Consider the following 19,223-nt stretch of genomic DNA (forward strand, 5'->3'; position numbering starts at 1 on the left):
TAGAGTTAGGGGTAGTCTTTGGTTCGATTAAGGAGAGTACCCTTATGTCGCGCACAACTGCTCCGCTTACCGACGCTGCTTGCCGTTTAGCCAAGCCCACCGACCGTGCCTACAAGCTTTTCGACGGCGACGGCCTCTACCTTCTAGTCCAACCCAATGGCCGTAAAGGCTGGCGTCTCAGGTACGTAAAGCCTGACGGCCGCGAGGGGTTGACCTCCCTCGGCAGCTATCCCGTGATTGGCCTGGCCGAAGCTCGCCAGAAGCGTTTAGATGCGAAGCGGATGCTCGCAGACGGCATTGATCCCGTCGAGAACAAGCGTAAAGCCAAAACGGAAGATGCTGTTAATGGCCGGACTTTTGAAAGCGTTGCGTTGGACTGGCACAAGAACATGTCGGCCAGATGGACACCCGACCATTCCAAAAATGTGTTCAACCGTCTGAATAACTATGTGTTCCCGTTTATCGGTGCTCGCGCGATTGCTGATCTCGATACTTATGATCTGATGCAACCTTTGGAGGCGATCAGAAAACGTGGAACGATTGACGTCGCCTTAAGGGTACAAAGATACCTGCAAAGTATTATGCGTGAGGCAAAACGCCTTCGTCTTATTCCGATAAACCCTGCTTACGATCTTCAGGGCTTGATCAAAGCGCCGCGAGTCTCCCATCGGCCTGCATTGCCCCTGTCACGCCTGCCTGAATTGCTGGCACGAATCTATGCCTACAAGGGCCGAGAGCTGACCCGGCTAACGCTCATGCTCTCGCTGCACGTGTTTGTTCGCTCGAGTGAGTTACGTTTCGCTCGTTGGTGTGAGTTCGACCTTAAGCGTTGCGTATGGGAGATCCCGGATACTCGGCCGGAGCTGGAGGACGTACGCCATTCAACACGGGGGACGAAAATGGCGGGCGATGTCCATCTTGTGCCTTTATCGCCGCAAGTTGTGGCCGTGCTTGAACAGATCCACACCCTCACTGGCACATTCGACCTGGTGTTTGCCGGTGATGCTAGGGCCTGGAAGCCGATGTCAGAAAACACCGTGAACAAAGCGTTGCGCACCATGGGATACGACACGAAGACAGAGATTTGTGGTCACGGATTCCGCTCAATGGCCTGTAGCGCACTGATCGAGTCAGGTCTGTGGTCTGAGACGGCCATCGAAAGGCAAATGAGTCATAGAGAGCGCAACAGCGTTCGTGCCGCCTATATTCACAAGGCAGAGTTCATTGAAGAGCGCAGGCTGATCATGAACTGGTGGAGCCAATATCTTACGGCGAATCTTCGGGAGCATGTCACGCCTCATGAGTTTGGGAATCAAGTCGGCCGGAATGTCACACTATTAAAAGTCAACGTAGTGCGATGAAGTTGGCGTAAGGGTAGTGCCCCGTTGGGATGGCGACTAAAAGATCGTTCGCCAATTGATGTCCTCACTCCGGATAATTTCGACGCGACCACACGGATCGTGTGTAGTGTTATGGGCTCAAACTGAAGTGTTAACTCAGTCAAACTCTTGCTCTCCGAAAAACATTTTGACTTGGCTCTAGATCGGTATTTACAGCCTGAAAAAAACAAATTTTGCCCCCAGTTTTGCCCCCAATTGCACAGGGTGGGCGAGCGATCGCGAATGGCTATTTCTGACCCGGAGCGGGGTGGCCGTGACTGGCATTCAGTGCGCCTTTGTGTACTGGATGACCAACCCGAATCTGGAAAATTCTTGGTCGTTAGATGAGTCGATATCCTTAATCGGAGTTGTCCGGGCCGCCTTTCAGCACCTGTCCTGAAATTGGCAGTGTGAAATGCTCATGCTCTGCGAGATGTTGCAATGGCGCCGGTCGCCAGAGAGATCGATCCGCGTGTCCATCGACAACCGGAGCGTAATGCCAGGCGCCTGGCCACGGAAAGCGCTTAAGAAGCGGTTGTTCGGTATTGAAAGTGGCAGGCAACGTTGCGCATCGTGCTTCTGGTGGTGGGTCTCGATAATCCGGTCGGGCCCATAACTTCCCGCTTCAATTGGCCACTGAGTCGGCGGGCAGCGAAGGCGCTCAGGTTGCATGTTGAGGCGGGCGCCTTACCTTCGCTGTTCATGGACAGCTAAGCCTTTGGGCCAGGATCAGTCATTAGGCAAGTGCAATTGCACTTCCATGGCGTCATGAAGGAGTCGGACGACCTCGATCACGTCGTCGCTTGCTACACGATAAAACACGATATGGCGTGGGCTTTTGACCGCCCCATGGGGCTGTTTGGCCTGCTGGCGTGAATAGATGAGGTGATAGCTGCGAAGGCCCGGTGCCAGCTCACCGCGTTCGTAGCTGCCAATGCGATAAGGCGTGTCGGCAATCGCTTGCAGCGCGGCGAGGATTAGCGCCTGATACCGCTGGCGTGCTTGATCGCCGAACTGCGTCTGGGAGAGCCTGAGGATGTCGACAATGTCGGCGCGCGCCGCGTTGGAAATCCGATACTGCGACATGCTCAGTGTTTCTCGCGCGCGGGTAGGGTTGCCTCCAGGCTCAAGCCCTCGAGGTAGTGCTCCAGATCCCCTTCGTTCAACTTAGTAAAGCGCCCTTGCTCAAGGTCCATGATGCCGATAGAGGTCGCCTGACGCAGGGCCTCAATTTTGGCGGTGTCTTCGGCGACGCGCTGTTCCAATAGCCGCAAACCTTCTCGCATCACTTCGCTGGCATTCTGATAACGGCCGGACTGCACCAGGTCATGGATAACCTGTTCCTGGTGAGGGGTGAGTACAACGTTTCGCGTCGCCATGATTAGCTCCAGCTCTGGACATACAGGTCCTTTCGACTATTGGCATATTATGCCATTTTACCTGCCAGCACATAGTTTGGGACTTGTATCTGACGAACTGTGTCGTGCGGGGTCATCCTTCGCGCCGAACAGCGCGTGCTGGCTCCGGACTGCATGCGCACAGAGTTCAAAGGATGTAGCAGGCGGGGCGTTGAGGGCCGTTTGATTCGTGTGGGCCTTGAGGCCTCAGCCTGGACAAGCCCTGCTTGATGTGTCCGGCGTTCTCACCGATCGTTTGAACGCGCCGCGGACGTTTGTCCTATGCCGCGTTTCCGTACAGGCCTCAAGATGGAAGAAGCATTCCGCAGGAGGCACAAAGTATAGGCAGCTCAGTACTTTGCAAGGCGAACGCTGTCTTATGAGGTGTGACTAATTTATGATGTCTAGATGATAAATTTGGATACACGATCATGAGTACACGTTCAGACCTTTTGACCAGCGCCGAGGTTCTGCTGCGCACGAAAGGCTATGCGGCCTTCAGCTATGCCGACCTTGCGGACGACATCGGCATTAAAAAAGCGAGTATTCACCATCACTTCCCGACCAAGGAAGGCTTGGCAATTGCCATCGTCGAGAGCTACCTGTTCCGGTTTAAAAAGCAGCTGGACGCTATCAATGATGAACACGTCAGTGTTGTCGACCGGCTGAATGCGTTCGCCTTGATGTTCGCACACAGCAGTCTAAACGGGATGCTCCCACTCTGTGGAGCCCTCGCCGCAGAGCTTCTGGCCCTGCCTGAAAGCCTCAAAGAAATGACAAAGGATTTCTTTGAGATCCATCTCACTTGGCTCCAAGCAAACATTAAGCAGGGTCAAGATCGAGGAGAGCTTAAAGCCGACCTGGATGTAATCAGAGTTTCAAGGTTCATATTGAATACTTTGGAAGGTGCGAGCTTTGTTTCTTGGGCGATGAGCGATGATTACGAGAAATCTTCGGGATTTGATTTGATTTTATCTACCCTTCGTCACTGAAAACTCTAGCAAGCACACTTATCGACTCTATCGCTGCATTCCCTTTCCAGGGGGCATCTTTCATCGCTGTATCTTTAGTACATCTTTCAAAAGCTTCTCGATTTGGTCGCCTGCCAAGAGCAGGCGGCCTTGAGTTATTTGATTCAGGGCCGCGTGCCGATCTACGCTTGTATCAATTAGTGCAGACTAAAATCCACCGAATAGATCACTCGGTATTATCTGGTGTGCGGTAGATTTGCAGCCAATGACGCGAAGGCTTGCTTGTAGGCGGCGCTTTTTCGTGATCGCGAATTGTACAGTACCGTCCATGCTTAGCGACGACCGCGCTCTTGGCTGCGTTCAAAGTGACTTCTTGAAACGAACCTCCATCTCGCCCCAACACGTGCCCTGGTGCATAAGCAGCCATAAAACCTCCCTGATTTTTATCCATGTGGTGACGGCCTTATGCCATCAATTCGTACGATCACACAAATTTCACCCGATGCATAGAGGTGTGAAAGATCGTTTCATGGCGTCGCTTTCGAAGTGACTCTGTTGGTCACGACACTCACTGTGTTGTCATCAATATTCCCAATTCCTCTATGCAGCCTAGCTTTTCAAAACTATTGGTATCGTCACCTCTCTTGTAAGCCAACCAACTACTTGGTAGGCTTGTTTCTCTTCCGGTCTAATCGTCCGGCTTATCTGAAGAGGAACGTCCACATGAGCAGCAACCTGAATGGTATCGATGTCGCCGCACTCCAGAATTTCGCCGAAGGCGTTGCTGGTGATGCGACCAAGCGCCACGCAAGCTTCAACGTTAAAACCGCTTGGAAGGGTCAGACCCGTTCTGTAGCCAAAGTCAGCCGTTACAGCTTGGCCGGTGAGACCTATTCCCGCGATTTTGAAATTGCAGCCGATGAGCCGAATGAATTGCTGGGCGAGAACACCGCGCCCAACCCTCAGGAGCTGCTGATGGCTGCTCTAAACGCCTGCATGTCGGTCGGCTATGCCGCCAATGCCGCAATGATGGGCATCAAGATTCACAGCCTGGAAATTGAGACCGACGGCACTCTCGACCTGCGTGGCTTCCTGGGGATCGACGAAAGCGTTAACCCAGGCTACGACGAGGTGAGTGTCGTGATTCGCCTGCACACAGATGCTTCGCGTGAGCGTGTTGAGGAGCTGCACAACGTGGTGCTCAAGACTTCGGTCAACTACGCCAACTTCTCTAAAGCCATCCGCATGCTCCCTAAGCTCGAAGTCATCGAAGGCTAACTGTCCTGGTCACAGGTCAGCACGGCACCTGGCCGCTGACCACCTCTCACTTATCTGATACCGGAGTCTGTAATGGACGATTTTTTTAAAGGCAAAAAACTGTTGGTCGTCGGCGGCACGAGCGGCATGGGTCTGGAAACAGCGCGCCAGTTTTTAAAGGCGGGTGGCAGCGTGGTTCTCACCGGCAGTAAACAGGATAAAGCCGATGCTGTGCGCGCCGAGCTGAGTCCGCTGGGGAACGTATCAGTGATCGTTGCCAACCTCATGACCGAGGAAGGGATGAATCATGTACGCAGCGAAATCAATGCCAACCACAGTGACATCGGCTTTATGGTGAACTCTGCAGGCATATTCATTCCGAAGCCTTTCATCGAGCACGATGAGGCTGACTACGACATGTACCTGGATCTGAACCGCGCCACATTCTTTATCACGCAGGCAGTGGTCAAAAATATGCTTGCTGCCAAGCGCGAAGGCTCCATTGTCAACGTCGGTTCGATTGGCGCGCAAGCTGCGCTGGCCGGCTCTCCAGCAACTGCTTATTCGATGGCCAAGGCGGGCCTGCACGCAGTCACTCGAAACCTGGCAATTGAATTGGCTCACTCAGGTATCCGAGTCAATGCCGTTTCGCCTGGCATCGTTCACACCTCGATCTACGAAGGCTTCATGGACAAGGAGGCGATCCCGGATGCAATGAAGTCGCTGAACGATTTCCACCCACTGGGTCGAGTCGGTGTTCCTGAAGACGTCGCTAACACCATCCTCTTCTTACTCTCCGATAAAACCTCCTGGGTGACCGGTGCTATCTGGGACGTTGATGCAGGGGTGATGGCGGTACGTGCCTAAACACCGAGGCAAGCGCGCTGTGTAGCGCCTCTCAACGGGGCGCTTTCCAGCAGGCTGTTTCGGTGACAAGGGTGCTGGCTGTAGGAGTTTCAAATGTCTATCACGACAAAAGCCGCGCTGCTGAGCTACGCGGAAACCCAGATGCGCTCAAAGGGTTACTCAGCGTTCAGTTACGCGGATCTCGCAGCGAAAGTCGGTATTAGAAAAGCCAGTATTCACCATCACTTTCCTACCAAGGAGTGCTTAGGCGCGGAGCTTATCAACGACTACATCGCTCGGTTCAACGAGACGTTGGTGTCAATCGAGATCATGCATCCCGAGCCACAGCAGCGCTTACAGGCTTTTTCCCGACTTTTCGTGATAAGCGCGAATGAGGGGCTGCTGCCGTTATGCGGCGCCTTGGCGGCAGAAATGGCTGCGTTGCCTTTGTCGCTCCAAGGCCTCACAAGGGACTTCTTCAATTCGCAGCTCACCTGGCTCCAAAGCACCCTCAATGACGCAGTCCGGCAGCACAGCTGGTTGCTGGGAACATCTGTTGAGCACTTCGCTTTCATGCTGCTGAGCATGCTGGAGGGAGCAAGCCTCATTGATTGGACACTGGGTCGCTCAGCCGACCCGTTGGCTGGCTTTAACCATCTGCTTGAAATAGCCGCAATGCAATCTTCACTTCTCCGTGCAGGACAAATTATGCAAACCCCTTCGAAAAAATATGTAGTCGATATCTGGTCTGATTATGTGTGTCCTTGGTGCTGGATTGCCAAGCGTCGTTTTGAAAAAGCGCTCGAAAACTTCCCGCAGAAAGACGATGTACAGGTCAACGTTCGGGCCTATCGACTGGCTGCAAATCACGCCCCTGAACCGATGGTCGCAGCACTGAAACGTAAGCTCGGCAACCCAGATTCCGCAGCAGCGATGATGAACACTGTGAGTAAATATGGCCAGGCCGACGGGCTGGATTACCGCTTCGACACTATGATGTTCGGCGATACTGCTGATGCTCATGTCTTGGTGAAAGCGGTTGAAGACGGGGCAGTGAAAAAGCGCCTTGTGGAAGCGCTGTACGAAAAAAGCACCAGCCACGGTAAGTCACTTTTTGATCGCGCCAGCTTGGCGGTGATTGCGAAAGATGCAGGTGTGTCGGATGCGGCAATTCAATTGGCGTGGTCATCCGTAGAACTGCGCGTAGAGATGGAAGCGGATGAGCATTTCGCCGCCCAGTTGGGTTCTGGCGTGCCTCTCTTTGTCTTCAACGAAGAATTCTCTGTTTCCGGTGCACAACCTGAAGCTGCTTTTCTTGACGCGCTCAATCAAATGGTAGAAAGCGCGAAAGTCGACGATAGCTCATTGATAGGCCAAGTCTGCGGCGTCGATGGCTGCAAAGTTTGATCGGCAACGGAACGTGGCACTCACAAGGTGCCCCCTTTTCCTTAACACAACACGTGAGACCCAAATGAGCCGTATCGTTGAGTTGAGCGCTCCCCAATTTGCCCGCTTTGTTGCCAAAGGCAGCAGTGTCGTACTGTTCTCAGCATCTTGGTGCAAACCTTGTAAAGAGATGAAGCCAGTCTTCGTGGACTTGGAAGCAAAGCTCCATGCTCTGGCAGTGTTTGGAAAAATTGATATTGCGGTATCACCGACGATTGCGCAGATGTATGGCATTCGTACTGTGCCGTCCTTGGCAGTGTTCCACGAAGGCCGATTGTTGAAAGTCTTCGCCGGGTCTAAATCAGTTTCAGCCTTGAAAAAAGCAATCGTCACTGAGCTGGAGGACGCTAGCTAAACAAGCATCCTCCTCGACCGGTAAGTCAGTCAGCTATCTGACTCGCTGCGTGGAAGGCTCACCTTTCCTGGGCCTGCGTCAATTGGATGAGCGCGATCTTCATTGAATATTTCCGTTAGTAAAGCGTTGGCTCGTTTGTAAGCGTCGTACTTGAATTCGGTATCGTCCTCGGGCTGAGCGGCCATCTCTTCTAGCATTTCCAAGTTAAGGCGACGGAATCGATCCGCACGCTCACGAGCTTCGTAGCGTCCTATCCCGAGTTGCTCCAAAGCCCTGCGCCCCAGGGACAATGCGCTTTCAAATGTCTCTCGCTCGACTTCTTCCACACCCATCTGACGTAGGGTAATGATGTGCCCCATATCTCGAGCGCGCACCACCAGTTTTAGGGATGGAAAATGCTCCTGGGCCAACTTGGTCAGTGCCAGGTTATCGTCTTGATTATCGATGGCGTTGATCAGCACCACGGCTTGGGCAGCACCCGCAGCGTGCAGTAAATCGAGGCGGGTGGCATCCCCATAGAACACCTTGACCCCGAACTTACGCAGCGTCTCGATATGGTCTGGATCATGATCCAAGACCACTACCTCAAAACCACAGGACATCAACAGACGCCCAGCGATCTGACCGAATCGACCGAAGCCAGCAATGATGACCCGAGGATTGCTCTGATCAATGGTGTCAGCTTCATTACTGCCCTGTTTGCTCGACGACTCCAGGTGATTGAGTAAAAGGATCAACAAAGGCGTCACGCACATGGACAACGCCACCGCTAGCGTCAGGCTCTTACCCCAAGGGTCGACCAGGATGCCGGCGACGGTCGCTGCGCCAAATACTACGAAGGCAAACTCACTGCCTTGTCCAAGGAATACCGCCTGCCATGAACGCTGGTCACTTGGGACATTCAGGAAGCGCCCCAAGAGCTTGATCACGAGCAGCTTGATCAGGATGAAGCCCAAGGTCAGTGTGATGACTTTCAGCGGCGAATCGATCAGCGTGCCGAAGTCAATCGACATCCCTACACCGATAAAGAACAGACCCAACAACAGGCCTTTGAAGGGTTCTATATCGCTTTCCAGAGCATGGCGATACTCCGAGCTGGCCAAGAGAACGCCGGCTAAGAACGCGCCCATGGCCATGGATAAGCCGGCCTCTTCCAACAAGAGGCCGAACCCAAACACCAGGAACAGTGCGACGGCACTAAAGATTTCTCTCAGGCCTGAGCGCGCTACAAAGCGAAGGACGGGCCGAGAGACGTACTGACCCAAGAGAACCACTGCGACAATTGCACCTACGATTTTGGCAATGGACAGGGCCAACTCTGCACCGGAAGGCGTACCACCATTTGCGGCCAGCAGTGGGATCATTGCTACTAAGGGAATGGCTGCGATGTCCTGGAAAAGCAACACGGCAAAGCTGCTGCGACCCACAGCGGTCGAGGTCATATTTCGTTCGTTCATGGCCTGCATGGCGATAGCAGTCGAAGACAGGCTCAACGTCAGCCCGACCAACAGCGCAGCCGTCCAATTCAACCCAAGTGCAGCGCAGAAAACTGCGATGGCCGCACCGCATGCCAGCATCTGTAAAGCGCCGCCGCCGAAAACCATGCGGCGCATAGCCCAAAGACGCTTGGGGTCGAGCTCGAGACCAATGATGAACAGCATCAACACCACGCCAATTTCAGCAAAGTGCAGGATGGACTCGACATCGGTCACAAGCTTTAAACCCCATGGGCCGATCAGGCAGCCGGCTATCAGGTAGCCTAAAACCGGGCCGAGCCCTAACCGGACGGCAATTGGGACTATCAAGGCAGCCGAGCCCAGGTAGATAAGCATTTCAATCAGACTGTGAGTGTCCATTCAATCTTCCCTCCATGACGTCAGGCGCTCGCCATAATTCCGGATCTGTTTAAGCAATGCGGTTTGATCTGCTCTGTAAGCACCATGGACTGCGACTGGACTCAACCAACGCATCCCGCAGTAATTCGCCGTCGCCTGAATGGGCTGGGACAGCACCGCAAAACCTGGGTGGTCGCCGCCTTCAAAATGATCATGCTCTCCGCCAGTAGTCACGGCCCACAGCATTTTTTTGTTTTTCAAGGCAGTAGCGCCCGCGCCGTAGGCCCAGCCCTGTGTGAAAACCTTATCGATCCACAGCTTCAAGAGAGGTGGGTAGCTATACCAGTACAGAGGGTGTTGCAGAACGAGGAGATCTGCCTGTTCCACCGCCCTCTGCTCAGCTTCAACGTCGATATTGAAATCGGGGTACATGTCGTACAGCGAACGGATTGCGACATCGGGATTGTTGGCTGCCAGCTTGAGCATCAACATGTTGACGTTAGATTTATCAGGGTAAGGATGGGCGTAGATGATCAGAATCACGGAGTAGTCCCCACAAACCTGGCGTTCTTTAAGAACGGAAAAAGCTCCCTGTTCGTTGAGCATAACCGCACTCAACGAACAGGGAGCTAATGACCTGAAGGAGAAGCCTTACTGACCGGCTTGCAGCTTCAATACTTCCTGCGCGGTCACAGGTTTGCCACCAATACCCCAGTCTCCACTTTTCACCTCTTCGAAGATGACCCACGTGAGGGCGCGCATATTTTCGCCTTCAACCGACACCATAGCGTCAGTCACTTTGCGAATCACTTCAGCCTTTTGTTCGTCGGAAAAAACGCCTTCAATCCCTTTGATAGTTACGAGTGGCATGGTGTTCTCCTAAATGTTTGTGAAGGAATATCAGGCTTTGGCGGCTGCGTATTCCGGATAGTCGGTGTAGCCCTTATCAATCGAACCGCTTACGCCGTAGTAGGTCGCGCGATCACCCTCGGCCAATGGCCAATCGTTCTGCATACGCTCTACCAAATCAGGGTTGGCAATGTAGGCTGTGCCAAAAGCAATCAGATCTAGCTCGCCTTTAACCAGCTCAGACTCTGCGATCTCTTTGGTGAAGCCGCCCGCAGCCATCAAGGTGCCCTTGTACGCTTCACGGAATGCAGCGCCGAAACCTGGTGGCGTTTGCGCGGCGAGGATGGTCGGTTGGTAGTTCAGGTGAACAAATGCCAGCTCTCTTTCGTTGAGGGCAGCTGCCATGCTCATCCAGGTTTCTTCTTCGCCTTCGTACACACCGAAGTCGTAGAGGCGACCAAAAGGAGAGAAGCGCACACCGATCTTAGATCCGCCGATTTCAGCAGCAATCGCGTCAATGGTTTCCAGAAGGAAGCGCTGACGGTTGGCAATGGAGCCACCGTACTGGTCTGTCCGAGTGTTTAGGGCGCTGCTCAGGAATTGGTCGAACAGGAAGCCGTTGGCTGCCATGATTTCGATACCGTCAAAGCCGGCGTCCATGGCCATCCGTGCGGACTTCACGAAGTCAGCGATGACGCGTTTCACTTCTGCAGTTTCCAGCGCACGTGGAGAGCTGGGCTGTACAGGGCCAGATTTGCCTGGCTCGATCCAGGCATACACCGTGGTGTCCACCGCAGGCACCGTGCCCGAGGAGACTGGCACCATGCCGTGTACCGAGGTGTGGGACATACGGCCTACGTGCCAGAGCTGCGCAAAAATCTTCCCGCCCTTGGCGTGCACCGCGTCAGTCACTTTGCGCCAGCCTGGTAAGTGCACATCTTCGTAAATGCCAGGGGTGTACAGATAGCCGCGAGCCTCATCGGAAATCGGCAGACCTTCGGTGATCAGCAAACCTGCAGAAGCACGTTGCGCGTAGTACAGCGCGTTGGACTCATTGGGAATGTTGTTCAAGGTTCGTGTGCGAGTCATAGGGGCCATGACAACGCGGTTTTTCAAAGAAATACCGGCCAGATCGTAAGGAGTGAACAGCTTATTCATGGTTAATCTCGACGTCGTTGAAGGGGAAGAAAATCGGCGTTTGAGTTAGGACTTATCGAACGCGTCGAGTACGTGGGTGCTGTAAACCATCGCAGCACCAGCATTCATGTTGATGGCTACGCCTAAGGCTTCAGCTACCTCTTCGCTGGTTACACCGAGCTTCTTGGCTTCTGCTGCGTGGAAGGCAATGCAGCCGTCGCAGCGGGTCGTCACGGCCACTGCAAGGGAGATGAGCTCGCGAGTCTTGGCGTCCAGATGGTTGGTTTTCCCACCGGCGGCGCCGAGTGCGGCCATGCCTTTCATCGTTTCCGGCGACAGGCCGTTGAGCTCTACCAAACGAGTATTGATGTCTTTGCGGGTTTGCTTCCAATCTTGCATGGGATTCTCACAGGGATGGCGTTGTTTGTAGTGATTTAAAACACTAAACAAAGCTACCATCCAGTTGGTAGGTTTTCAACGGTTCTGTGGTGATTTTCACTATCAACGCAATCGAATAAACGGTTTATTGTTTGTTTTATGAAAGAGGTTGCGAGCGGCACGTTGGAAGAGCGGCTGTATCAACTCTCATGCTCATGTATGTTTTCTGAAGTACAGGCCTACATGAAGGTAGCTGAGGCGTTTGGTTGATTCGCGGTGCGACTGCTTATTGATTTGCTACCGCGCTCCCAGCTTCCAAGGGAGCTAAGACTCTAAGTCTTTGCTTTTAGAAAACATCCCATCCGGCAGCAGCCCACCTGCTAGCTACGCGAGCACTTGAGGCGCAACAGATGAAGGTATGCTGATCTGCAAGAATCGACAGCCCCTGAGCCAAGTGCCGTGCGGCTGGAAGAGAAAATCGGCAAGCTCGAAACTCAAATTAAGGAGCTTCGGGCGCACGAAGTCCAGCTCAACGACTCTCCGGTCACACAGGTTTCACTGACCGATCCAGACAGCCGTCGATACCCAACACCATTTGATCGTTGCACATGAGGTCACTAACGTCGGTCCCGACTGCGATCTACTCAGCTCGATGGCCATGCAGGCCCGCGAGGTTGTAGCTTCAGAAAAATTTCTGTCGGTAGTGGCTGATCGAGGTTACTTGAAAAGCGAGGAGATTCTTGCTTGTCACGATGCAGGCATCAATGCCTATGTGCCCAATCCAGATGACCTCTGGAGCCAAAGCGGATGGGTGTTTCAATAACGATGCCTTCATCTATGACGCGGCAAAAAAAGAATATATTTACCCGGACGCAGAAGCACTGATTTGGCGTTATACCAACGTTGAAAAAGGCCTGACGCTGCACCATTACTGGAGTTCGAAATGCAGGGGCTGCGCAATGAAACCGCGATGCACGTCGAATCGCTGCGCCCGTTTATTGCTTCGAAGTGATCAAACAACCAATTCGACCGTCCAGAGAGGGTTAGAGACTCTCAGGCAAGCCAAAAAACATTTTGACTTGGCTCTATCGCGGTAGTTACAGCCTGAAAAAAACGAATTATGCCCCCAGTTATGCCCCCAATTGCGCGTAGTGTTCGAGCGATCACGAATGGCGATTTCTGACACGGACTTGGGTGGCTTTGGCTGGTATTCAGTGCGCCTCCGTATACTGGATTAGCAACCCGTATCTGGCAAACCCTTGCTCGTCCGGAAGAGGATATGGGTAATGAGTCGATATCCTTAAGTGGTGTTGTCGGGTCTTTCTCTCTGCACCTATCCTGAAATTGACTCCAGAGATGCTCGTGCTCTGCGTGATGTCGCCAGGGCTCTGGATGCGAGGGGCATTGATCCGCGTGTCCATCGGCAGTTGCAGCGTAATGCGAGGCGCCTAGGCACGGAAAACGCCTATGAAGCGGTTGTTCAGCATTGAAAGCGGTGGGCAAAATTGAACATCGTGTTTCTTGTCGTGGATCTCGATAGTCCGGTCGGGGCCAGAGCATCGTGCTTCAATTGGCCGCCGAATCGGCTGGCAGCGGGGGAGGGGCTCAGGTTGCGATGTAGAGGGGGCGCCTACCTTTGCTGTTCATGGCCGGTTAAACTGTTGGGCCCGGTCGTTGATCAGTCGTTCGGCAAGTGCAACTGCACTTCCATGGCGTCATGAAGGAGTCGGACGACCTCGATCAGGGCGTCATTTGCCACACGATAGAACACGATATGGCGTGGGCTTTTGACCGTCCCATAGGGGTGTTTGGCCTGCTGGCGTGAATAGGTGAGGTGATAGCTGCGAAGGCCCGCTGCAAGCTCATCGCGGTCGTGGCTGCCAATGCAATAAGGCCTGCTGGCAAGAGCTTGCAGCGCCGTTAGTATCAGCGCCTGGTAGCGCTGCCGTGCTTGATCGCCGAACTGCGTCTGGGAGAGCCTGAGGATGTCGACAATGTCGGCGCGCGCGGCGTTGGAAATCCGATACTGCGGCATGCTTAATGTTTCTCTCTCGCGGGGAGGGTCGCCTCCAGGCTTAAGCCCTCGAGGTAGTCCTCCAGATTCCCTTCGTTCACCTGAGTAAAGCGCCCGTGCTCAAGATCCATGATGCCGATCGAGGTCGCCTGACGCAGTGCCTCAATTTTGGCGGTGTCTTCGGCGATGCGCTGCTCCAATAAACGCAAACCCTCTCGCATCACTTCGCTGGCATTCTGATAACGGCCGGACTGCACCAGGTCATGGATAACCTGGTCCTGGTGAGGGGTGAGCACAACGTTTCGCGTCGCCATAACTAGCTCCAGTTCCATGCAAACAGGTACTTTTGATTGTTGGCATATTATGCCATTTTCGCTCGGGAGAATAGCTTAGGGCCGACATCCGGCGATCAGGTGATGGCTGACTCGGCGCCAATCAGCAAGGTTCAAAGTGATCGCGGCGCTGCCTGCCTGGAAGGGCTGGACGGCCGTGGAAATCAACGATTGCATTGACCGATCTGTGGGACACCACTTTCGCACGTTTGCACGCCAGTAATGCAATGCTAAAGGCTATTGCGGTCAACTGGCAGTCAGATTTGTACTCACCCGGTTTTTATTTACCATGAGGCCGGTCGCTCCGGACCGCTGGTTGTTCGCCAGCAGCCGCATTTCGCACGTACCATCTCCGATTCGTATGCGAATTTTCCATGGCGCAAAACAACCTGCAACCACTGTTGTGTGCCCCACAGAGGGCGCGTGCCATCGTTGCTAAAAGCATTTTGTAAAGAGCGGCCAGAAAGTCATCATTCGATTAATATGTGTCGCGAGTGCACACTCATACGCCAGGACTTACATCGCCAGGGAGTGCCGGGATGGCTATACCGACAACCGATGAAATCGCCAGATTGGGCCAGACTGAAACGCTGCCAGACATAATCTTCTCTGACCGCTTTCGCTGCGACTTTAATGAGCAAGAAACGTTTGCCCAGTTGCTGGCGCAGATGCATAACGATGGCAGGGTTGACTTGCTCGCACCTCTTGATGAGGCTCTCGTGCAAAATTACTCGGGTTACAGCCGCGTCCATGGAATACAAATTTTTGAGCGGGTTCTGGGTAAGCTCAACGTCCCAGCTCTACACATCCTGAGAGCGTTTGATACGATTTACGGCAATGAACTGAATTCTTACGCGACATCCACCGCTCTGACAGAGTGGTGCCGTTCAGCACCATCCAGGCCTGTTGAACTGTTTGACCTAACTCACCAGCATCCAAGAGCAGCAGACAGATACCAGACGCTTGCCATTGCGATTCGTTGCGGGCTTGCAGTTGACGAAGCTCGATTCACCAAATGTGCGCTGGAGCACTTGAAGGGCGATAACGAAACGCAGCGGATGGCGTCAATACAGGCGCTCTGCAGTTGCTCGTTTAAAAATGGGGAGCTTTGGACTGTCGTTGTTGGCACCATGATTGAAACGTTACAGGGGACTGATAATGAGGCCTTACGCTCGGCGATTTTAAAAGCTGGCTTGTCGTGGTTGCCCATCGGCAACGAAGCGCCTCAGTCAGAGATCGAGCAACTTATCAGGTCGGCCTGCGTTCCTGTCTCCGCTCAGATCGCCCACACGGCAGCCTATGCGCTTGCGTTCAATTTGCCAGCACAGGGCCTGCACATCGTTGAGTATCTTTATGGCCGCATCTTGGACGCGCCTCTGAAGCCTGAAACGATCGGGGTGCTAGACATTGCGTTGAGCAATAGCTTGAAACGTGGCGGGGCAGAAAGAGCACGTACGATCCTAGAGACCTTGATACTCAGGCCTACAGAACCTCAGCAGTTAGGGCATTTCCAAATTTTGCTTCAGTCACTAAGGAAAGCTCCGCAGGAAGTGCTAGACCAGTGGGTGATCTCATGGTTGCGTGAAGGAGATTTTCGACTTTGCCGCGAGCTCAAAGAGAGCCTGTTTGAAGCGGGCGAGGATCATCTCTTCTCCACTGATTTTAGCCCGGTCGTCCTCGATGATTGGGAAACAGGATTCATCGCACGCAAGGCGGTGGCCACTTTCTTCTATCAGCCCGGCACCTTGGCAAGCTTTTTGGCGTCGCTGGCACGCTCTACTGCCGGGCAGCGGAGCATTGATCTGGCCGCACTGATTTTCGACCCAGTATTTTTGAACTATCCAAGTCTCGCAGAAAGTCATTTTGATGCGATCGCAGCAGACCCGTCCGATCCTGCGAACTGGACAGCACAGGCAGCGGTTAGCCAATTGAAGGGGTATCTCGACGGTCTACAGAACATAAAGATGCTACCTGAGCTCAAACCTTCGGAGCGCGAAGTTCAATTGGAATCAGAGCGTCATGCAGAGGTTACAGCGCGTGCAATGCGCGATTCCTGGAAGGATTCGCTCATGGCTGACCTCGGTGGAATACAGCGCCTAGTGCTTTACGGTAACGGGATGGTGACCTGGCACCAACAGAGAGAACTCAGCGCTACCTCAACGCAAGCGCTGGGAAATCTAGCCCGTGCAGAACACCCCATGACCAGTGTGTCTTATCAGTACAGGCTGGCGAGAGAGGAGTTTCTCGACCCGCAGGGGCTGCGACAGCGACTAATGGCGTACCGTTACGAGGAGCGTACTCGGTGAAGCTGGTATTCAGGCAGTATCTCGAATCGCTACGAGAGCGAAAGGAACTGGACGTAGTGCTTCCAGATCTTCTGAGCGAGCTCGGATTCAATGTGATCTCTCGACCAACGATAGGCTCTCGACAATACGGCGTCGATGTCATGGCCATCGGTCAAGACCAGGGGGAAGCCAAGGTTTTTTTATTTTCAATCAAGAAGGGCGATCTGACCCGGGCTGAGTGGAACTCCGGTGAGCAGAGCCTCAAGCCATCAATTGAAGAGATCATCGAGGTTTACTGCAATACCTCGATCCCGGATCAGTTCAAGTCTCTGAAAATCGTTATCTGTATGTGCTTCGGTGGAGAAATCCATGAGGCTCTGCGCGTCAACGTCGCTCAGTTCACTGCAATGAAAACGACAGAGCGCATTTCGTTTCAGGAATGGAACGGTGACTACATCGCGGGCTTGCTCATGGAAGGCATTTTAGGTCAGCAGCTCGTAAGCAAGGAACTTCGTGGAAGCTTTCAGAAGTCTATTGCGATGCTGGATGAGCCTGACATTGCTTTCCACCACTTCTCAAGTCTGATCAGAGGCATGCTTGGGGCCGACAGTTTGTCTGCTGAAACCAAGCTCTCAAACCTACGACGTATTTACATCTGTCTGTGGGTGCTATTCGTCTGGGCTAGGGATGCGGACAACCTCGAAGCGCCATACCGAGCCAGCGAGCTTGCAATCCTGCATGCATGGCATGCCATTAGGGCTCACATTGGACAAAACGAGAAAGGCGCGAAAGACCTTGGCACTACATTCGAAGCGTTGGTTGAACTACATTTCTTCATCTGGGACGAGCTCTACGGTAAAAAGGTGCTTCCTTACGTAGGGGTTAGGCACGCTATTTCTACGGCGGTGAGCACTAGCACACCCGTAGACGTCAATCTCAAGCTATTCGAAATGTTGGGGCGCCTGGCTCAACGCGGCCTTTGGATGCTCTGGAAAGAAGGAGGCGGCGAAAACACTCCTGATGTCGTTGGCCGTCGGGGCCACGACGATGCCCGCAAGCTGGCATCACAGATCAGCGACCTTATAAGCAACAATCCCTCTCTGCTCAGTCCTATCGCAGATGCTCAGTCTATTGACATCAGTGTCGCGCTCGTCTTCCTTTCAATGTTTGAGGAGTGGCAGTCGGTCGCACTCGACTATTGCGATTTTCTCATGGACAATTTCGTCTTCACCTATCGCTATCACGGTCGGTACCCCACCATCTATGGTGCGTATTGGGAGCTGATCGAGCATCCCAAAGAGCAAACACAGGAATACAGGAAACGGCACACCCAAGGTAGTACGTTACTTCCCTTGCTGTGCGTTTGGGGTTCAGCGTCTGGCACGTCGGAATTTACGCAGGTGGTGACGGCATTCGTGAAGAGTGAGCTCGTTCATTGCAACCTGCAAACATGGGTTCCTGGGCAAGATTCTGAATCCATGCTTTACATCGGGCCACCTACACATGGTTGGGCGCTCACCGAAATTCCGTTCACCCCTGATGGCGAGCAGGCCATGGAAATGCTCCAGGCCGAGTGCAAGAAAGGTGACGTGTTTGCAAGCTTGTCAGCCATCAATCTGGGGCATTGGCCAGTGCTAGTCATGGCCTGCCGGCACCATAGATTGCCGCTTCCTCCTCACTTGTGGATGCCCGTCCTGATGCAAATGAGGACGGCGAGTGTGCAGAATCATTAACACCATCTGGAGATTGTGCAGATGTGTGCCTGCTCGCTGAAACGCCAGTTTTGTTCTGGTGTGACATCCCTCGACCTGTCGGGGCCGAGGGGGGCAGGAGCCTAGTAGGCTACTTGATCGATCACTCCATCACTTTCGAGCGCCAGACCATTATTTTCTCGGTCTGCATTTCTTTCATGTGTGAGGGATGCCGCCAACGCCATGCCCAGACCAGCGCGCCGGCAAATGGCATCTAATCAACCCGGACAAGATGTTTTCCTTGACTATAACCGCGGTGGCATCGATGCGTTGGTAGCAGCGCATGGCCGCGTCCAGACTTTGTGTAAACACTACGGCTTGGAGTGCAAAGGGCAGGGCGTTGGCCAATTCAATGGCCTCATCCAATTGCTCGAAGGCATAGACAGCGATTAAGGGTCCAAAAACCTCCTTTTGCATCACGTCTAACTCAATAGGCGGGTTGAGCAGCACAGTCGGCTCTTAGCAGTTGTTGCGGAGTGCCTGACCTCCGCTGACAATGTCGCCCCTGCGGATACGGCCGCATCTACCCACTTCCCAACCTGTTCGGTTTCCGACCCTCACGCTATGGCCCGTCGCATACACAAATCAACTGTTCGAGGTCACGCACATTCTCAGAGCCCAACGCCGGGAGAAAAACTGCAACGAGCTTTATGGAGTTGCCGCCTCGTTGTGCAAGGCTGCCGATTGGCAGTACGAGCGAGAGTGGCGTTTAGTGGTTCCAGACGACGATATTGAGGTCAAAGGCTTCAATGTTGCTGCGCCCTTGAAGGCCGTCCATCTTGGGGCTAGGATCTCGGATCCTGATGCACTCCAGATTTTGAAGATCTGCAGTGAAATCGACATCCCGGTCTACAAGGTCACGCTTGCGCCCAACGAGTACCGGATGATCTCCGAGCTTACTAACCTGGACGCTTGGTGTTCCTTTCGTAAGGTCAGCGTATTTTCTTAAGCTGTCCTTCTCCAGTCGCTACACACCTCCACTCATGGAAGA

General features: G+C 53.5%; 19 protein-coding genes and 2 pseudogenes. 11 read left to right on the plus strand and 10 right to left on the minus strand.

The window, feature by feature from the left end:
- The first annotated feature begins 44 nt into the window (after window positions 1-44).
- Window positions 45-1,361, plus strand: a complete 1,317-nt coding sequence (locus tag ACI512_RS17090; protein WP_231807940.1) for an integrase arm-type DNA-binding domain-containing protein — start codon at window positions 45-47, stop codon at window positions 1,359-1,361.
- 747 nt (window positions 1,362-2,108) lie between these two features.
- Here ACI512_RS17090 and ACI512_RS17095 read toward each other — a convergent pair.
- Together ACI512_RS17095 and ACI512_RS17100 are read right to left on the minus strand one after the other, a co-directional pair.
- Window positions 2,109-2,465, minus strand: a complete 357-nt coding sequence (locus ACI512_RS17095) for a type II toxin-antitoxin system RelE/ParE family toxin (protein ID WP_029290773.1) — start codon at window positions 2,463-2,465, stop codon at window positions 2,109-2,111.
- 2 nt (window positions 2,466-2,467) lie between these two features.
- Complete coding sequence (locus ACI512_RS17100) at window positions 2,468-2,758, minus strand: type II toxin-antitoxin system ParD family antitoxin (RefSeq protein WP_029290775.1); 291 nt, start codon at window positions 2,756-2,758, stop codon at window positions 2,468-2,470.
- A gap of 449 nt (window positions 2,759-3,207) precedes the next feature.
- On the opposite strand from ACI512_RS17100, the gene ACI512_RS17105 reads away from it, so the two are divergent.
- The 6 genes and pseudogenes from ACI512_RS17105 (at window position 3,208) to ACI512_RS17130 (ending at window position 7,651) form a co-directional block, all read left to right on the plus strand.
- On the plus strand, window positions 3,208-3,768 hold the full coding sequence (locus ACI512_RS17105) for a TetR/AcrR family transcriptional regulator (RefSeq protein WP_029290777.1): 561 nt from the start codon (window positions 3,208-3,210) through the stop codon (window positions 3,766-3,768).
- A gap of 702 nt (window positions 3,769-4,470) precedes the next feature.
- Window positions 4,471-5,025 (plus strand): OsmC family protein, encoded by a 555-nt coding sequence (locus ACI512_RS17110; RefSeq protein WP_029290780.1) that lies wholly within the window; start codon window positions 4,471-4,473, stop codon window positions 5,023-5,025.
- Window positions 5,026-5,097: 72 nt separating this feature from the next.
- On the plus strand, window positions 5,098-5,871 hold the full coding sequence (locus ACI512_RS17115; RefSeq protein ID WP_029290782.1) for an SDR family NAD(P)-dependent oxidoreductase: 774 nt from the start codon (window positions 5,098-5,100) through the stop codon (window positions 5,869-5,871).
- Between the two features lie 93 nt (window positions 5,872-5,964).
- Window positions 5,965-6,552, plus strand: a pseudogene (locus tag ACI512_RS17120) (TetR/AcrR family transcriptional regulator); the annotation flags it as partial.
- Between the two features lie 6 nt (window positions 6,553-6,558).
- Entirely contained in the window at window positions 6,559-7,257 is a 699-nt protein-coding gene (locus ACI512_RS17125) for a DsbA family oxidoreductase (RefSeq protein ID WP_029290786.1), read from the plus strand.
- A 64-nt stretch (window positions 7,258-7,321) separates the two neighbouring features.
- Window positions 7,322-7,651 (plus strand): co-chaperone YbbN, encoded by a 330-nt coding sequence (locus ACI512_RS17130; RefSeq protein WP_029290787.1) that lies wholly within the window; start codon window positions 7,322-7,324, stop codon window positions 7,649-7,651.
- 29 nt (window positions 7,652-7,680) lie between these two features.
- Here ACI512_RS17130 and kefC read toward each other — a convergent pair whose 3' ends face one another.
- The 5 genes from kefC to ACI512_RS17155 all read right to left on the minus strand — a co-directional run bounded on the left by kefC (window position 7,681) and on the right by ACI512_RS17155 (window position 11,871).
- A complete protein-coding gene (gene kefC / locus ACI512_RS17135) occupies window positions 7,681-9,507 on the minus strand; it encodes a glutathione-regulated potassium-efflux system protein KefC (RefSeq protein ID WP_191956328.1) in 1,827 nt (608 codons plus the stop codon).
- Window positions 9,508-10,029 (minus strand): glutathione-regulated potassium-efflux system oxidoreductase KefF, encoded by a 522-nt coding sequence (kefF, locus tag ACI512_RS17140; RefSeq protein WP_029290789.1) that lies wholly within the window; start codon window positions 10,027-10,029, stop codon window positions 9,508-9,510. It abuts the gene before it with no gap.
- A 108-nt stretch (window positions 10,030-10,137) separates the two neighbouring features.
- Entirely contained in the window at window positions 10,138-10,356 is a 219-nt protein-coding gene (locus ACI512_RS17145) for a 4-oxalocrotonate tautomerase family protein (RefSeq protein WP_029290791.1), read from the minus strand.
- 30 nt (window positions 10,357-10,386) lie between these two features.
- Entirely contained in the window at window positions 10,387-11,493 is a 1,107-nt protein-coding gene (locus ACI512_RS17150; protein WP_029290793.1) for an alkene reductase, read from the minus strand.
- Window positions 11,494-11,538: 45 nt separating this feature from the next.
- On the minus strand, window positions 11,539-11,871 hold the full coding sequence (locus tag ACI512_RS17155) for a carboxymuconolactone decarboxylase family protein (RefSeq protein ID WP_029290796.1): 333 nt from the start codon (window positions 11,869-11,871) through the stop codon (window positions 11,539-11,541).
- A gap of 399 nt (window positions 11,872-12,270) precedes the next feature.
- Here ACI512_RS17155 and ACI512_RS17160 point away from each other — a divergent pair.
- Window positions 12,271-12,836 (plus strand): annotated as a pseudogene (locus ACI512_RS17160) (IS5/IS1182 family transposase); the annotation flags it as partial.
- Window positions 12,837-13,528: 692 nt separating this feature from the next.
- Here the strand turns inward: ACI512_RS17160 and ACI512_RS17165 are convergent.
- Both ACI512_RS17165 and ACI512_RS17170 read right to left on the minus strand, forming a co-directional pair.
- A complete protein-coding gene (locus ACI512_RS17165) occupies window positions 13,529-13,885 on the minus strand; it encodes a type II toxin-antitoxin system RelE/ParE family toxin (RefSeq protein ID WP_231807939.1) in 357 nt (118 codons plus the stop codon).
- 2 nt (window positions 13,886-13,887) lie between these two features.
- Window positions 13,888-14,178: a type II toxin-antitoxin system ParD family antitoxin gene (locus ACI512_RS17170; protein WP_198727773.1), complete on the minus strand. Its 291-nt coding sequence runs from the start codon at window positions 14,176-14,178 to the stop codon at window positions 13,888-13,890.
- A gap of 557 nt (window positions 14,179-14,735) precedes the next feature.
- On the opposite strand from ACI512_RS17170, the gene ACI512_RS17175 reads away from it, so the two are divergent.
- Complete coding sequence (locus tag ACI512_RS17175; RefSeq protein WP_231807938.1) at window positions 14,736-16,502, plus strand: hypothetical protein; 1,767 nt, start codon at window positions 14,736-14,738, stop codon at window positions 16,500-16,502.
- A complete protein-coding gene (locus ACI512_RS17180) occupies window positions 16,499-18,214 on the plus strand; it encodes a chemotaxis protein (RefSeq protein ID WP_231807937.1) in 1,716 nt (571 codons plus the stop codon). The genes ACI512_RS17175 and ACI512_RS17180 overlap by 4 nt, the downstream gene beginning before the upstream one ends.
- 174 nt (window positions 18,215-18,388) lie before the next feature.
- On the opposite strand, the gene ACI512_RS17185 is transcribed toward ACI512_RS17180, so the two are convergent.
- Entirely contained in the window at window positions 18,389-18,682 is a 294-nt protein-coding gene (locus ACI512_RS17185; protein ID WP_231807936.1) for an aldehyde dehydrogenase family protein, read from the minus strand.
- A 217-nt stretch (window positions 18,683-18,899) separates the two neighbouring features.
- Between ACI512_RS17185 and ACI512_RS17190 the strand changes: the two genes are divergently transcribed.
- Window positions 18,900-19,181 carry a hypothetical protein gene (locus tag ACI512_RS17190; protein ID WP_231807935.1) on the plus strand — a complete coding sequence of 94 codons (282 nt, stop codon included), beginning with the start codon at window positions 18,900-18,902 and terminating at the stop codon, window positions 19,179-19,181.
- Window positions 19,182-19,223: the final 42 nt, after the last annotated feature.

It is taken from the genome of Pseudomonas petroselini (assembly GCF_045037875.1).
GTDB lineage: Bacteria > Pseudomonadota > Gammaproteobacteria > Pseudomonadales > Pseudomonadaceae > Aquipseudomonas > Aquipseudomonas petroselini.

What these genes read in the sequence shown, in the direction of transcription:
- ACI512_RS17090 (WP_231807940.1), top strand. Translation starts at nt 45, where the DNA reads ATGTCGCGCACAACTGCTCCGCTTACCGACGCTGCTTGCCGTTTAGCC.
- ACI512_RS17095 (WP_029290773.1), bottom strand. Translation starts at nt 2,465, where the DNA reads ATGTCGCAGTATCGGATTTCCAACGCGGCGCGCGCCGACATTGTCGAC.
- ACI512_RS17100 (WP_029290775.1), bottom strand. Translation starts at nt 2,758, where the DNA reads ATGGCGACGCGAAACGTTGTACTCACCCCTCACCAGGAACAGGTTATC.
- ACI512_RS17105 (WP_029290777.1), top strand. Translation starts at nt 3,208, where the DNA reads ATGAGTACACGTTCAGACCTTTTGACCAGCGCCGAGGTTCTGCTGCGC.
- ACI512_RS17110 (WP_029290780.1), top strand. Translation starts at nt 4,471, where the DNA reads ATGAGCAGCAACCTGAATGGTATCGATGTCGCCGCACTCCAGAATTTC.
- ACI512_RS17115 (WP_029290782.1), top strand. Translation starts at nt 5,098, where the DNA reads ATGGACGATTTTTTTAAAGGCAAAAAACTGTTGGTCGTCGGCGGCACG.
- ACI512_RS17125 (WP_029290786.1), top strand. Translation starts at nt 6,559, where the DNA reads ATGCAAACCCCTTCGAAAAAATATGTAGTCGATATCTGGTCTGATTAT.
- ACI512_RS17130 (WP_029290787.1), top strand. Translation starts at nt 7,322, where the DNA reads ATGAGCCGTATCGTTGAGTTGAGCGCTCCCCAATTTGCCCGCTTTGTT.
- kefC (WP_191956328.1), bottom strand. Translation starts at nt 9,507, where the DNA reads ATGGACACTCACAGTCTGATTGAAATGCTTATCTACCTGGGCTCGGCT.
- ACI512_RS17145 (WP_029290791.1), bottom strand. Translation starts at nt 10,356, where the DNA reads ATGCCACTCGTAACTATCAAAGGGATTGAAGGCGTTTTTTCCGACGAA.
- ACI512_RS17150 (WP_029290793.1), bottom strand. Translation starts at nt 11,493, where the DNA reads ATGAATAAGCTGTTCACTCCTTACGATCTGGCCGGTATTTCTTTGAAA.
- ACI512_RS17155 (WP_029290796.1), bottom strand. Translation starts at nt 11,871, where the DNA reads ATGCAAGATTGGAAGCAAACCCGCAAAGACATCAATACTCGTTTGGTA.
- ACI512_RS17165 (WP_231807939.1), bottom strand. Translation starts at nt 13,885, where the DNA reads ATGCCGCAGTATCGGATTTCCAACGCCGCGCGCGCCGACATTGTCGAC.
- ACI512_RS17170 (WP_198727773.1), bottom strand. Translation starts at nt 14,178, where the DNA reads ATGGCGACGCGAAACGTTGTGCTCACCCCTCACCAGGACCAGGTTATC.
- ACI512_RS17175 (WP_231807938.1), top strand. Translation starts at nt 14,736, where the DNA reads ATGGCTATACCGACAACCGATGAAATCGCCAGATTGGGCCAGACTGAA.